Origin of the sequence: Pelagibius sp. Alg239-R121 (assembly GCF_947331435.1) — a bacterium.
Lineage (GTDB): Bacteria > Pseudomonadota > Alphaproteobacteria > Kiloniellales > Kiloniellaceae > Denitrobaculum.
Genome location: NZ_CAMZOF010000002.1, coordinates 661,254 through 674,919 on the forward strand (window position 1 = coordinate 661,254; position 13,666 = coordinate 674,919).

Below are 13,666 nucleotides of genomic sequence, written 5' to 3' on the forward strand. Positions count from 1 at the left end.
TCTCGCGGCTTCATGGTGCCGGCCGGGGATATCTGGTTTCAAAAAAGGCAAAGGTCCTGGGACGCAACGCGCGGAGTCTGGCCGGGTCGGCCATGTAGAGCATGAAGGACTCGGCAAAGAGCTCCTCATAGTCGGAATCCGAATAGGTCGTGACCCCGCGCCGCAGAGTCGCCACAGAACCTTCGGGGGTATTCCGGGTAGCTGTTTCATCCTCGACACCGTCAGCGCGGACTGCGACCCGGAACGCAGGGGTCCGATCCGTCGCCTCGAATTCCCGATTGTATTCGCCGTCCGCATCCTGCTTGAATCGCGAACCTGAGAGCGAGCGCTGCTGCAGCAATCGCCGACGTGCGGCTGGCGTTTGGCCTGCAGCGTCGAATCTGTTCCACTCAGCCTCCAGCGGGCGCAGATCCAATGCGTGGCCGATTTCATGCACCAGATTACGCACGGCCTGGGAATGCCCGCCAAACCGCAAGGAGCTCGTGCTGAAGCTATCGTCGAACATCTCTACTACGTCGTTGACTTCATCGTAGTGTGCCGGCTCGCCGCCGGGGGCATCACCGCTCCGCCGCGCGAAGGTGAGGCCGTTTGCTGCAGTCACGGCGGCCGGAGTTAGGAGATGAAGCGCTTGATGGAGCGAGGAATATTCGCCGGCAGTCCACGTTCCCGTCAGAGTGAATGTGCTGCCTCCGACCGTGACACTCGTTGGTACATCCGCTTGTGCAGGCGTGGCAGTCTCGGCCCCGATGTCTTCGATCAGCATGACATGGGTGCTCGTTGCACTAGGTCCCTGACCCGTGACGTGCGTGAAGCGCGTAAAGCGATAAACCCGATGCGCGCCACCATGTGCCGAAAGATCCAGTGCAACTTCGATGCTCGTGCTCAGGGGCAACGCATTGGTGTTCCCTCCGAGCCAGGCGCCCATGCTCCCGAGCCCCACATGAAGCGATGCGTCTATCCCCGGGTCGAAACTGTTGGTGGCGCCAATCGATCGGGTTGAACCATGCCGTCCGCTGTCGTTTACCTCGAAATACTCCGTGACGATGGCCGCCGGAATATCGATGGGAATCGCGGATACCTGGATTTCCCGTCGTTCATTCTGGGGTATGGCACCAAGGCTGGTTGGCTGGCGTTGCAGAACCCCGCCTCTGGAACCGCCTTTCGCGACCTGCTGAAAAGTGTGGGTCAGCTCATGCGCCAGCAAATGGCGCCCTGCGGATGATTGCGGAGCATATTCCCCTGTGGCGAAAGCGATATGATTCCGCAGAGTATAAGCGCGCGCATTGATGCCGCGGGCCGCGGATTGCGCCTCGGATCCGGTGTGAATACGGACATGCGAAAGGTCGCGCCCAAAACGCGGCTCGAAATAGCCGCGCGCGGACAGTGACAGAGGTTGGCCGCCGGAGGCGACCGCGCGTGCCGCAAGTTGGGTTGGCGACGTTTGCGCTGGCGCCCTGTTAGAAACCGCCTGCGGACCCGCCAGCTTGGCCTGCAGCGTTTCTTCCTCGTCTTCTTCATCGCTTTGACGCTGCACCAAGGGTGAGATGGGCAGCACGGCAGTCTGCCCAACCGGCCGGTCGGACACGACTCGGTCGGACACGACTCGGTCGGACACGACCTGATCGGCAATACGGTCTGCTTCTTGTTCGTACCGATCGCCAGGAGTATTTACAGAAAGTTTAGGCTGAACAGAGAGCTTGGCTCCCAACGCACAGCCATCGCACTTGCCGGTAATTCCAGCCGTTTCACCGCAAGAACAGGCGTCCCGCAACGTTGACCGGGCTTGTACGGCAGCGGTTTCAGCGATGGCTTGGCTGCCCTGTCTCATTGCCATTTCCGTTTCCGCTTGAGGTCTTCGCCTTTTGGCTGCTTATGAGGATTGGTCAAAGGAAACTTGTCGGCATCGGCTTCGATGGTTTTGGCGTCACCGAAGACGGACTTGGGAGGCGAACCGCAGAGCGGGTCGGTTTGGTCGCAGTTTCTCGCTCTATCCTTGGCAGGTTTGCGATCCCAGGACTCCCGCAGGCGTTCGATCATTCCCGCATTTTGTGGAATATATGGCGTCAATAGCGCTTTCGCCCGGCCTTCAATCTGCATGACAGGAAGATCGTCGAGCCTTGCGTTTATGCAAGTGTCAAAGTCTCCGCCGGCCAGGGCGCAGATGTCCTGATCGTTCATCGAAGCCGCGGAATGTTCATCCTTCATCATGGATTGATCGGCAAGCGGATCGAAGTCCCGGCCCATCTGCTCGCGGAACCAAAAGAGCCGGTCCTTAAAAACCATGTTCTCATTGGCGGCATGGCCCTCGATATAGTTGTACCGGTCTTCAAGACCGAGCAGATGATGGGCCTCGTGCGCGATGGTTTGGGGATCGCCGACCCAATTGCCTGAATTTGTCCATTGCGACGGATCCACGCCCACAGTGAAAATGTCTTGTGCACCGTTCTTTTTCACGAAATCGATGTCCAGCGTGTAACCGCGGGTCGAGGAGGCCTTTTCGATCGCGTCAACGATGGCCTTGGTGCGCTTGACGTCGTCTTCAGTCCCCTTGCCCTTGGGTTTCAGCAGGACTTTCATACGCACGACGATGTTCGTGGGATCGGTCCGATCGACCTGAAACTCCTTGCCCCCTTCGCCCTTCCTGGATACGAAATTCGGTTCGGAACGATCGGCGATGTCCTCTTCAACGCCGGAAAGTTTGCCCGCAGTTGGGTCGGCCAGGCGGGTCTCCTCTTTCTTTTCGGCCTTTTCGGTCATATCCCGATTCTCGTCTGCCAGTTTGTCACCTGACGCCATGGGTGTATTGAACATGAGCAGTAGCTTGTCGATGTAATACATCGGGCAGGCACTGTTGCGGGCGCCGTCGATGATGTGGCGGGTATAACCCTTGGCCCTCCAGTCCAACTTCCTCAAATAAACCGCGTGATTCAAAGCCTCATCGGCCTTTTTCTCAAAATCTTCTTTCGTGCCGGTGGGGATTTTCGCCGGATCACTGGGGCAGGTCCGGCGGATCGTCCGGCCGCCGTTCTGCTGGAAGGTATGGGTCAGCTCGTGCGCCAGAAGGTGACGGCCTCTCGGTGTTTCCGGCTCGTACTGCCCCGGGGCAAAAGCAATGTGGTTCCCGAGCGTATAAGCCCGCGCATTGATGCCACGGGCGGCAGACTGCGCCTCTCCCCCGGTATGCAGACGGACGTGTGTAAGGTCATGGCCGAAACGTGGCTCAAAATAACTGCGGTCCGATCGCGAGAGTGGCCGTCCGCCAGAGGCAACCGCGCGAACCGCCGATTGGGTTGCGGTTGCTTGACCTGTCGTAGATTGTCCTGCTGTCGACTGTCCTGCCGCCGGCGATGTCGATTTGGCCTGCAGCATCTCCTCCTCTTCCTCCTCGGCATCGTTTTGCCGCTGCACAAGAGGTGAGATCGAAAGCGAGGACCTCAGCGGTGATGCCTGCCCCGGCGCAATCTCGCTGGAAACAACCTGATCAGCGATGCGGTCGGCCTCCTGCTCATACCGATCGCCCGGTGCGCTGATCGTCATCTTTGATTGGATGCCCAATTTCTCGGCCGAAGCGCAGCTGCCACACTTACCCGATATGCCGGCGGCTTCACCGCAGCTGCAGGCCCGCTGGATTTTCGTGTTCGCGACCGTCGGAGTCTCGGTCACGGCCTGATGATTCTGAACGCTCATGGCGTGCCTCCCCGGATCAGAAACATCTCGACGCGCCGGTTCATCGCCCGGGTGATGGCATCCTCTTCCGTCACGGTCGGGCGGCTTTCACCGAAGTGCGGCGGCCGATTGGCATCGACCATCCTATTCCAAGGCACGCCCTCTTGATGGGCCATTCGATAGAACGCAACAGAGCGGCGCCGGGACATATCCATGTTCGCGGCGTCACTGCCCGGTCCCGAGGAATGACCGACAAACCGGACTTTCAGTTGGGGGTCACTGTCCAAGCGATCGGTCTTGACGCTTTGAAAAGCCGTCTCATGTTCCGTTTTCGGTTGCGCCTCGCCAAAACCAAGGTTCAGAAAGCGGAAATGCTCGCCGGGCACCACTGTCTGAAACAGGCCACTGCCGCTGCGAGAAGCTTTACGTTCTTCGTTTTGGTTCGAACCCTCGCGAATTCCGGTGTCGTCCTCGAAGGCAGAGCGCGCTTCGGCACTCCGGGTTTCCAGGCGCCAGACTTCGCCCAGGAAAAACGCCCTCGCGACACCATCCTCGGAGACGTTTGCGCCGATCTGGTCCTGCACCGTATCGACTCGCGCCTGATAGTTATTACGCCCCGTAAGCTCCGTGGAAGTCATGACCTTGCGGGCCAGCCACTCGGTCAAACCTTCGTTGTAGTGACGGATATCGCGGGAAGCATCGACCCAAGCCTTGTAGCGTGTATGCCGGTAGAGATGCACAATCTCGTGGATGAGAGTCGTCTGACGAGGTCCCGCCTGAACACGCGGATGCACGAAAATTTCCCGGTTTGCTGCTTCACCCCGCGCAAAGGCAGATTGTCGCGCCGCCAGGGTCACAATTTTCGGGCCGACATCGGTGTCGTTGATCAACTTAGTGATCATCGCCCGGTAATTAACGTTTGTAGGGTCAATGTCGAAATCCTCGGAATCCGACATCTTCTCGAGAACGTTGTCCATCCACTGGTTCAAAAAGTCCGCATCGCTCGACACGACAGACGGCTTCATCAACGACACCCGGTTCTCGATTTCAGTGTCGCTGAGCGGCGAAGAGATCTGTGGGAAGTGCGCGGTCACTCGCTTGTGCATCGCGACCGCATCACTATCGAGATTGGCATTGGTCGTGTTGGTCGATGCAGGGCGATTGAAGTTTCGCGCATCCAGGAAGTTGAACGCCTGCGTGAAGAGATGATCGGCGGTGCCACCGCTTCCCAGCGCCCCGTCGACCCAAGGTTTACGCTGCGTACTGCCACCCGGTGAAGCCGGCGCGCGGGGCGGACCATCAACCCGGACTCCCTGATGAACATCACCCAGACGTCCCGGGCTGACGAGATCTCGGCTCAGGCGCAGCCCGTGACCACCGGTAATCGGTCCGCCGCCTGATACAACAGATTGCGCTTCCCGCTCGGCCGGATCGCCAGCGCGGCTGACAGGAACCCTCCCGGTCGGTTCAGCCATACCCTGTTGAAGTGCGTGGACAGCCTCATGGGCGAGCGTATCAGGCACCGCCATCCTTGACAGTGCGACGTCGCGTCCAACAGCAAACCCGCGGGCGCCCAGCGCCGAAGACGCCCGATCGACCGCAGGTCCCTCATGAATCCGGAGAGAAGAAAGATCACCACCCAGACGGGCTTCCAGCCCGGCACGTTCTGCCCCCAGTCCCCGCGCAGGTGTCGCGAGCGCCGCAGACACCGGAACGCTCAGCACGTCGTTTGTCTGTTTGGCCCGTGCTCTCATCCCTTCAGCACTCCCAATGCCGCCCGGGCAACCGCTTGCCCCACACCGGCTTCCGAGCCACGGCCCTTCACCTGACCGCCATCGAGAGACCGGATTCTGGCGTTCAACGGATTCTGCAAACCTGCCGGCTGCTGATGGATCAACGCAGTCAGCTCCGCCTCGATGGCTGCCGACAGTTCGCGTCGGGAGAAGCGCCCACTGGGAACCGTGACCGAGTCGATCTTCAGAGTGATCCGGCGCCGGCTCATGTGATCCCTCCGATCTCCGCTGCCGAGAAGGGTTTTTCCAGCTTGGCATATTCGCGCCGGGCCGCATTCAAAACATGCTGCGGCATCACCGGCGTGTTCGCGCCCGCTGCCAGAAAGCTTGCATTGAGGGCGACTGAGCGAATCGAGCCGCCCGAGAGATTCATACGCGACAGTTTTTGTGGATCGAGGCCTTCGACTGGTGTGGCCTGTGGGAAAATCCGCGCCCAGATTTCGGCGCGCGCCGTGGCGTCGGGGAACGGGAACTGAATAACGTAACGCAGGCGGCGTAGAAACGCGCTGTCGAGTGCGGATTTTTGGTTCGTGGTAAGGACAGCCAGGCCACGATAAGCCTCCATCCGTTGCAACAGGTAGCTGACCTCAACGTTGGCGTAACGGTCGTGACTGTCCTTGACCTCGCTACGTTTGCCGAACAGCGCATCGGCTTCATCGAACAAGAGAATTGCCCCGCCATCCTCGGCGGCGGTGAAGATCCGCGAGAGGTTCTTTTCGGTTTCACCGATGTATTTACTGACGACCTGGCTGAGGTCGATGCGATAAAGATCGAGCCCCAGACGGTTGGCAAGAACTTCCGCCGCGAAGGTTTTTCCGGTTCCGGACGGGCCCGAGAAAAGTGCCGCCGCGCCTAAGCCGCGCGGGCTTTTTTGCTTCCAGCCCCAGGCTTCGCTGATCCGCCAGGATTCCTGCACGTGCATTGCGAGATCGCCCAACAATGCCATCTGTTGTTCGGGTAGAACGAGGTCGTCCCAATCGGCCTGACTTTCGATCCTCTCGGCCAGGCCGTCCAGCTGGCGCCGCCCCTGTTCGCGAGCGGCCTGCCACAAGCGGCCGAAAACCTTATCGGGGTCAACCGCTGTTCCGTTGAGTGAAGCCTCAACTGCCGCGAACACACCCGCCCGATCGAGAGAGAACTGTTCGGCGAGACGGTCTAGACCAGTGCCCAGCGCTTCAGCTTGCGGGCCAACGGTTTCATGCCATATCGCCCGCCTTTCACTGACCGTTGCCTCGGGAATATCGATCCTCAGCCTGGGGCCGCGTTCCGGAACGGCAGGGTCTATCGCAGCAATCGCAGTCGGTCCCGCCAGCATGTCCGCCAAGCGTCCAGCCTGGCCTCCCTCGGTTTCATAACTCTCGATCAGGATCGCGCCGTCCGAAAGTGCCATTTCCCGATCCAGGTAAACCGCCAGTGCGTGGCGTTGAGTCCAATCGGTGGGAATGTCGCTTTCACTAATCCGAAAAAGACTGAGGCGCAGCGCGTCAGTGGCAGCTGCCAGGGTGGCGCGGGCAATAAGCTTGTCACGGCCTGCAAGCAATAGAACCGGCATCGCGGTCGGCACGGACCAGGCGGCAAGGACCCTATGGGCAGACGCGTTTTGATCAACCGGGTTCAAGACGGCGCCCGACGACCGTACCCGCGTTACGATGCCCTCGAGCCGCGTATCCAGGTAGTTCAGCCCCATCAAGAAATTCAACAGGCGCTCATCGACTTCTATCTTGCGCCGCAGGAAGGGGCCCGAACCGGAAAGATCCAGCAAGCGACATCGTCTTAATGGCGCCGCCGGGCACAGGGCATCCCAGCCTGTATCACCGAAAAGAGCCTGCGCAAGTGCGACGTCGGGTTGGGGTGATCCGGCCGCGCTCTTGATCTCGTCAGACAGCTGTGCGTCAAGCTCAGCCCCTGCCGACAGGCACAAGATGCCGCGCTCAGTGGGCGTCAGACGGAAGAGATCGTCGAGCGCATCCAACGCGGACCCACTGCGCCGTACGGACGGCGATTCCAGAGGCGTCTCACCAGCGCGGAATGCCGACAGGCGCGCACGCAGTTCCGCGCAGTCCTGTGCCAAAGCCGCGCGCATCTCACCGACCAAGTTACGCGGCACATCAGATTCGGCGTGGATGGATTCCGCGCTCATGGGATCGTCACCGTTTCAAGCACCGGGGGTTCGGCTTGGCGGTCGATGACCGGACTGTCGATGCCGTCCACCCGCAGACGAACGGGGAGTGCAGCGCCCGAGTTCAAACCTGCGAACACGGCCTGGACCTGATCGACCGCCGCAACAGGAGAAGCAATCTGCGCCGTATGCTGACCAACAAGGATCTCCACCGTTTGGCCCGGTCGGATCGGCGGCTCCGAGGTCATGGTGATGGCAACACCGCCCGCATCGGGCGCGGCTGACGGCGTTGTGGCCGGGGCAAGCGCCAGGGGCAAAGCGTTGGAGAAGACTTCCCGTCCATCGCCGTCGAGCACCCGGACATCGATTGAATAGGACCCGATACGCCAGGCTCCCGGGTCGTTTCCCGAGCCTGCAAGCGGGTGTGCCGCTGCCAAGGCGGGGCCACTGGGCAGGTCGATCAGCAACCGGTTGGGGGCTGCGGGTGCCAGCGGGACCAGCTCCAGAACCAGTCCGGTTCCCGGTTCGGAAAAGCGCACGGTCGCGTCCCCGCCATCAAGGGCAAACCCGGTGACTGCAACCCGTCCTCCCAGCCGCATGACCGGCTGCTCATCGAGAGGTTCGACGGTCAACAAGGTGGGGACCGACGACATCAGATCAGGCCGGACAGTCACGCCCGGATCGCGCCCCGTTGCTGGATCGACCAATCCGCCGCGGCTGAGAACCGGCAGGCTCGGACGGGTCGGCTGATCGCGCTCGATCAAGACCAAAGAGACGTCATAGGCCACGGTGGTGCGGTAATTCGCCTGAAGCGCCGTCCACATCTTGGACATGTCATCCATCGAGAGGGTGCGTGGCGTGATTTTTAGGAGTTCGATCTGATCGGCGATCTCTGCAGCCTGGATGACACCCAGATCGTTGGGCAGAATATCGCCAGGCACTGCGCCCATCAATGCAGTCCGGATGCGCTCCCGCGGCAGGATCGCCGTTTCATGAAACAGCTGCATGGCATAACCGAGAAGAATCTCTGCATGGAGTTCTTCTCCCGAGACTGCCGTCAGCATGTAATGCAGATCAAGCGCCAGTCTGGGTCGGCAGACGATCCGGCCTTCGCTGCTGCGCGTGGGCAGGTCGGTGTTGCGAAGCGCGGCGTTCGGCGTGATCCGATGCAGAAAGACATTGAGCTGCGTGGCCTGACTATCTCCGTTATCGGCGACCACGCGATCCGGCGGAAGGGCAGTGACCGAAAAATCCGCCCCGAGAGCCTGGCTGACATCGCCATCGATCATCGCATCGTTCAGAAGATCCTTCAGAAGCTGAGTCACAGCGGCAATGGCCAGGACGTTGCTCATCCGCTCCCCCTGCCGCTCTTAAGGTAATCTGCAAGCGATGTCATCTGGGGCTGACGAAGCTGTGGCCGCTTAGGTTGTTTTTGTGCGACCGGTTCGGCACGAACGTCAATGCGGCCGATTTCGATGACGATGTCTGGTGTCGCTGGCGCGCTGGGATCTTCCCGATGCAACGATCTGCTGGAGACACGCTGACGGGCGGAATCCGGCTCGTAGCGGCCGGAATCTTCGCCCTCCGGCGGAGAATAGTGATGTTGGGGAAGGAGAGGTTCCGGCGGGCGAGCGGGCTGTGTTGCTCGGGGTGCCGGCAACGCAATATCCACGGTGGATGATGGCAAATCAGCAACAGCCTCGTTGGGCAACGTCGCCGCAATGGGCGCAGGAGGCACGGCTTGCTCTCTGACTGGCATATCATCCGTCTTCCGATGGTCCCGATGGCTCTGCAGAGGATCGGACTGCCTGGGCAAAGGGCTTGCCGGTAAAAGCGGTGATGGACGGTTCTCGAGGCTGGGCGCCTGCGCGCGACGCAACGTTCTTTTGTCGAGCTCTGCAGGATCTGTTGCCAGCGGAGATCTTGAGTCTGGCACGGGTTCACTCGGCTTGGGCGGCACTACAGGTGGTTCAGCCGGAATACTTTCATTTACTGTTTCCGGCGCACTGCCCCACTCGGTGGATGGCACCTCGAAACGCGATGCCACACGGGGGCTTAACCCTGGACCGGCGGTTCCATTGGCGCGCGCGACCAGACGTGACAGAACACCGCTCATCCGCTTCTCGCCAAGTTTAGATAAGCGGATCTTCGGACTCCGCTCATCGCCAGTATTTCAGACTCCGCCCAGCCGAAAGCCGCTGCAATTTCGCCAACCTCACCCAGAAGCCGCAGGGCCGCTGCTTCGATTTCCCGCCAGATATGGGCGCCCACGTCCAGTTGGTCGGTCCATTGCGTCTCGCAGTCCGCACAGCTCAATGTGATGTTAAGCTCGCCTGCCGCCTCCCGCTCTTCGATCAGGTCATCGATCTGTTTGAGCACCTGAGGTGCCAACTCAACCGCTTCGCCTGCAAGCTGATGCCGGATGAAGGCCGTAACATCGGTTTCAGGCAGATAAGCCGCGGCAGCCAGGTCCCGACTGTTGAGCGGCCGCAATTCGATCTGCACCCCCTCGACATCGAAGACTTCTCGCTTGGGGGCCGCAAGTGATTCCGCTAAAGCCTGAACATCTAGTTCAATCTCCATCTGAGATCCACAGTCCGGGCATTTCGCAACCGAGTTAAGCGTTGCGCCAAACGTCGCGTGACGCAGATACAGAAGTTGCCGGTCGCGTTCAGCTAACGGAAGCGCGGCGAGATCCGCCTCCCCAGCTGCAGCCCAAAGAACAGCGATCGCACGGTCGAGCGGACCGCGGCCAGCACCGGTTTCCCAGGCTGCGATTATCCCTGATGCTGTCAATGCGGCTGTCATGTTACTCCAGCGGCTAGAATCTGATCATTAGAGGGCAATTCGGTTTCTGACGGGTCCGGTCAATAACGATCGCACTCTAGGGGTTCCAAAGCGGATTCTGCCTGTTACGCATCTAGCGACGGCTCGCTGGGCTCCGTCACTTCGACGTCGCGGATCCAACCTTCATTTTCGAGTTTGATGGTCTGGATCGCGACGGCGTTGGCGTTGGCGTCAAGTTCCGGCAAAGCCTGATACTCAGAGACCCAGCAACGGAAGATCTTGTATGCGATCGCCAGCTGGCCGGCCTCGTTGTACATCTCGAGCGTAATGTCTTTGCGGAAATCCGCGAGCGAGACCTCGGCGCCAAGTCCAGCCTCGACATTCCAGACCTTCTTCGCCCAGTTCTCGAACTCCGGATCATGAGTCACACCGCGTTCCAGTGTGATTGCCTCGAACTTGGTACGCCCGGGTGACTTTCGGCTGGTGGAGCCGTCTCCACCAACGCGATGCTCCACGACCTCGGTACTCAGTTTCAGGGCACCTACCTTGCAAACCCCGGCGACGTAGCGATTGTCCCAGCGAACCCGAAATTTGAAGTTCTTGTAGGGATCAAAGCGCTGTGGATTGACGCTGAATTCAACCATGTCTGTTACTCCTTAGCGCTCAGGCTTGGCTCTGGCCGGCCAGTTGCTGGATCTGGATGATGACGAACTCGGCCGGCTTCAACGGCGCAAAACCGACCAGAATATTGACGATGCCCAGGTCGATATCCGCCTGCGTGGTCGTGGAAGAATCACAACGCACCAAGTAGGCATCCTGTGGTGTCGCTCCCTGGAACGCGCCCTGCCGGAAAAGGTTGTTCATAAAGGAGCCCACACTTAAGCGGATCTGCGCCCAGAGCGGTTCGTCGTTCGGCTCAAACACCACGAATTGGGTGCCGCGATAGAGACTTTCCTCGATATAGAGCGCCAATCTTCGTATCGGAACATACTTCCACTCACTGGTCAGGGCATCAGCGCCAACCAAAGTGCGTGCGCCCCAGCTGACGGAACCGAACACCGGGAATGTCCGCAGACAGTTGAGCCCCAGCGGATTCAAGACCCCGTTCTCAGGATCGGACAACACATAGTCGAGAGCCTGAACGCCGCGCAGACGTGCCTCAATCCCGGCAGGTGCCTTCCATACTCCGCGCGCGGCATCGGTTCTGGAATAGAGCCCGGCCATCAGGCCCGAATTGGCGAAGGGACGCGACCGGTTCCCCTGTAACGGATCAGGCATCGACACTCTGGGGAAATAGGTGACGGCGTTACGATGTCGCAGCCCAGCATTGGCGGGATCGTTAATCCATTCCCGCGCCTCATCGAAGTTGTTCACACCGGCATCCATGTCGACCAGAATCATCGACCGGCGTTCCTCGGCATAGGCGATGGCGTTGGCGAGAACGCCGGTGTCGGACACTTCCGGCAGATTAAGGATGTTGAAGAGATCGACATCCTCCAGGGCGAAGATACCGGTCTTCTGTGCCCGGGATCCCTGGATTTCGAGCGCGCTGGGTGGCGCCCCGTCTGCGCCGCCGACTGCCGACTCTTGGGCAGCCACTGTTGGACCGACCCCTAGCTGATAGGCGGCAACATTGATAAAGGAACCGCCACCAGTCAGGCCGAGCAAAGCCGCACCGCCAGAGCTGAAGGTGAAGCGCAGGGACTGGTCGGCGCCACCGGGTGTAATCACCAGCGCTTCGTCGATGACCTCGACACGTGCTTGCGAGAAAGCGTCTTGGGTCGATCCACGCATCGCAGCTTCGATCTGCGCGCGTGCCTCGGCAAGACTTGCAGGTGCAGCGATCGGATCGGCCAATCCGGTGTTTTGCAGTTCGAAGGTCAAGGTTCCCACGTTGCCGCCGGCGCTGTCCAAAAGATCGACCGTCAGGTCTTCCGGATCGGCAAAAACAACTGCGGAAAAATCGGCAATCCGCGCGCCCGATGTGCCTGTTGCGGCCGGACGCGTAGGGGCAGAACCCTGCGTTTCGCGGCCGCCTGCTGCCAAGCCGAGCAATAGTGTTGCGGTCGCACTGCGGATTGACGCCTGCCTGAAACTGACAGCAGACTGCCGGGAGGTACTCCCCGACGTAGCAACGATTTCATTGGTTGCGCCATCAATGGCGCAGGTGAATCCCGTGAAGGCGGGGTTGCCGGGCTCAAGGGCTGTGACTGCATCGGTAATACGCGTGGCGACGTCGGCAAGGTCGGTCGCACTGCCACCCACATCGAACAGATCGAATTCGTAATAGGGCCCCCCGTCCAGCGAAACCGCGAGCCGGCGAACGTCGTCGTTCAAATCATTCACGACGGCATTCTGCAAAGGTCTGCTGCGCGATTCGCCCTGAATGGCACCTACCGCACCTTCATCCCTCAGCTCAACGAGATCTGAGTTCGCATTGACTGCCGCGACAGCGTAGTTACCCGACTGAGAATCCATCGAAAGGTTGCGATGGGTTTCGCTGCGTGCCGTGATGAAACGTCCATTGCGTTCCACAAGCTCGGTCACGGTCAGATTGAAGCTGCTGGCGGAATTGGCGGTCCCGTAGTCAACCGACAGGACCAGCGCATTTCCCCACAAACCTTCGCTCGCGGCCGTTGCCGTCAGGGTCAAATTCCCTGCCGTCGTCTGGAGACCGATTTCGGCGGCGGCAGCCCCTGATGCAACGCGTACGACCCAGGCGTTCGCACCACCGTTCAGGAAGAAATGATTGACCGCATAACCGAGCGGACTGTCGAGGTGCAGTCCGCCGAACGCTCTCTCAAAATCGCCAAAGCTGAAAAGCTGCTCAGGTTCATTGACCGGGCCACGTGCTGTGTAGCCGACAAAAGCAGCAATGGAAGTCGGCACGCCGGCAATCGCGCGCGAACCGCTGGGAACCTCTTGGATGTAGACACCGGGGTAAGAGACGGCGACGGCCATGATCTACGCTCCTTGCATCAAAAATCGAGTCCGAAAAATTGGACGCGAAACCTCGGAAAACAAGGAGATCAGCTGATGATGTTGTAGCTGTATTCGGGTCGTGCGACAGGAATTTGGAAACGAAAGAAATCAGATGGTAGAAAAATCAAGACCCAAACGATGAACTCGATGCATCCCTCGAAAGCGCGCTCGCTTGCACCCAGGGGGGCGCAAGAATTCATATGTGTTATAATTATTCTCCAACAACGAGTCGGAGTCAATACACCGGACCATATCTCACTCAAGTTGAAGGCTCTTGTTCGCGATCATCGGGCAAAAACCTGGAGATAGCTGTCATGTC

10 protein-coding genes are annotated in these 13,666 nt (G+C 59.9%); all 10 read right to left on the reverse strand.

The window, feature by feature from the left end; all coding sequences use genetic code 11:
• Window positions 1-10 precede the first annotated feature (10 nt).
• The 10 genes from QMZ18_RS10220 to QMZ18_RS10265 all read right to left on the reverse strand — a co-directional run bounded on the left by QMZ18_RS10220 (window position 11) and on the right by QMZ18_RS10265 (window position 13,326).
• Window positions 11-1,834, reverse strand: coding sequence for a DUF4157 domain-containing protein (locus tag QMZ18_RS10220; RefSeq protein WP_282606179.1), 1,824 nt, complete (start codon window positions 1,832-1,834; stop codon window positions 11-13).
• Window positions 1,825-3,687: a DUF4157 domain-containing protein gene (locus QMZ18_RS10225; protein ID WP_282606180.1), complete on the reverse strand. Its 1,863-nt coding sequence runs from the start codon at window positions 3,685-3,687 to the stop codon at window positions 1,825-1,827. Before QMZ18_RS10225 ends, QMZ18_RS10220 begins: the two co-directional genes overlap by 10 nt.
• Window positions 3,684-5,420 (reverse strand): DUF4157 domain-containing protein, encoded by a 1,737-nt coding sequence (locus QMZ18_RS10230; RefSeq protein ID WP_282606181.1) that lies wholly within the window; start codon window positions 5,418-5,420, stop codon window positions 3,684-3,686. Before QMZ18_RS10230 ends, QMZ18_RS10225 begins: the two co-directional genes overlap by 4 nt.
• Window positions 5,417-5,668 carry a hypothetical protein gene (locus QMZ18_RS10235; RefSeq protein ID WP_282606182.1) on the reverse strand — a complete coding sequence of 84 codons (252 nt, stop codon included), beginning with the start codon at window positions 5,666-5,668 and terminating at the stop codon, window positions 5,417-5,419. The genes QMZ18_RS10230 and QMZ18_RS10235 overlap by 4 nt, the downstream gene beginning before the upstream one ends.
• Window positions 5,665-7,599, reverse strand: a complete 1,935-nt coding sequence (locus QMZ18_RS10240) for an ATP-binding protein (RefSeq protein WP_282606183.1) — start codon at window positions 7,597-7,599, stop codon at window positions 5,665-5,667. The genes QMZ18_RS10235 and QMZ18_RS10240 overlap by 4 nt, the downstream gene beginning before the upstream one ends.
• A complete protein-coding gene (locus tag QMZ18_RS10245; protein WP_282606184.1) occupies window positions 7,596-8,930 on the reverse strand; it encodes a DUF4255 domain-containing protein in 1,335 nt (444 codons plus the stop codon). Before QMZ18_RS10245 ends, QMZ18_RS10240 begins: the two co-directional genes overlap by 4 nt.
• Window positions 8,927-9,694, reverse strand: coding sequence for a hypothetical protein (locus tag QMZ18_RS10250; RefSeq protein ID WP_282606185.1), 768 nt, complete (start codon window positions 9,692-9,694; stop codon window positions 8,927-8,929). The genes QMZ18_RS10245 and QMZ18_RS10250 overlap by 4 nt, the downstream gene beginning before the upstream one ends.
• Window positions 9,691-10,386 carry a hypothetical protein gene (locus QMZ18_RS10255; protein ID WP_282606186.1) on the reverse strand — a complete coding sequence of 232 codons (696 nt, stop codon included), beginning with the start codon at window positions 10,384-10,386 and terminating at the stop codon, window positions 9,691-9,693. Before QMZ18_RS10255 ends, QMZ18_RS10250 begins: the two co-directional genes overlap by 4 nt.
• A 104-nt stretch (window positions 10,387-10,490) precedes the next feature.
• Window positions 10,491-11,009, reverse strand: coding sequence for a phage tail protein (locus QMZ18_RS10260; RefSeq protein WP_282606187.1), 519 nt, complete (start codon window positions 11,007-11,009; stop codon window positions 10,491-10,493).
• 19 nt (window positions 11,010-11,028) lie between these two features.
• Entirely contained in the window at window positions 11,029-13,326 is a 2,298-nt protein-coding gene (locus QMZ18_RS10265; protein ID WP_282606188.1) for a phage tail sheath C-terminal domain-containing protein, read from the reverse strand.
• Window positions 13,327-13,666 lie beyond the last annotated feature (340 nt).

What these genes read in the sequence shown, in the direction of transcription:
- QMZ18_RS10225 (WP_282606180.1), bottom strand. Translation starts at nt 3,687, where the DNA reads ATGAGCGTTCAGAATCATCAGGCCGTGACCGAGACTCCGACGGTCGCG.
- QMZ18_RS10235 (WP_282606182.1), bottom strand. Translation starts at nt 5,668, where the DNA reads ATGAGCCGGCGCCGGATCACTCTGAAGATCGACTCGGTCACGGTTCCC.
- QMZ18_RS10220 (WP_282606179.1), bottom strand. Translation starts at nt 1,834, where the DNA reads ATGGCAATGAGACAGGGCAGCCAAGCCATCGCTGAAACCGCTGCCGTA.
- QMZ18_RS10240 (WP_282606183.1), bottom strand. Translation starts at nt 7,599, where the DNA reads ATGAGCGCGGAATCCATCCACGCCGAATCTGATGTGCCGCGTAACTTG.
- QMZ18_RS10230 (WP_282606181.1), bottom strand. Translation starts at nt 5,420, where the DNA reads ATGAGAGCACGGGCCAAACAGACAAACGACGTGCTGAGCGTTCCGGTG.
- QMZ18_RS10255 (WP_282606186.1), bottom strand. Translation starts at nt 10,386, where the DNA reads ATGACAGCCGCATTGACAGCATCAGGGATAATCGCAGCCTGGGAAACC.
- QMZ18_RS10250 (WP_282606185.1), bottom strand. Translation starts at nt 9,694, where the DNA reads ATGAGCGGTGTTCTGTCACGTCTGGTCGCGCGCGCCAATGGAACCGCC.
- QMZ18_RS10245 (WP_282606184.1), bottom strand. Translation starts at nt 8,930, where the DNA reads ATGAGCAACGTCCTGGCCATTGCCGCTGTGACTCAGCTTCTGAAGGAT.
- QMZ18_RS10260 (WP_282606187.1), bottom strand. Translation starts at nt 11,009, where the DNA reads ATGGTTGAATTCAGCGTCAATCCACAGCGCTTTGATCCCTACAAGAAC.
- QMZ18_RS10265 (WP_282606188.1), bottom strand. Translation starts at nt 13,326, where the DNA reads ATGGCCGTCGCCGTCTCTTACCCCGGTGTCTACATCCAAGAGGTTCCC.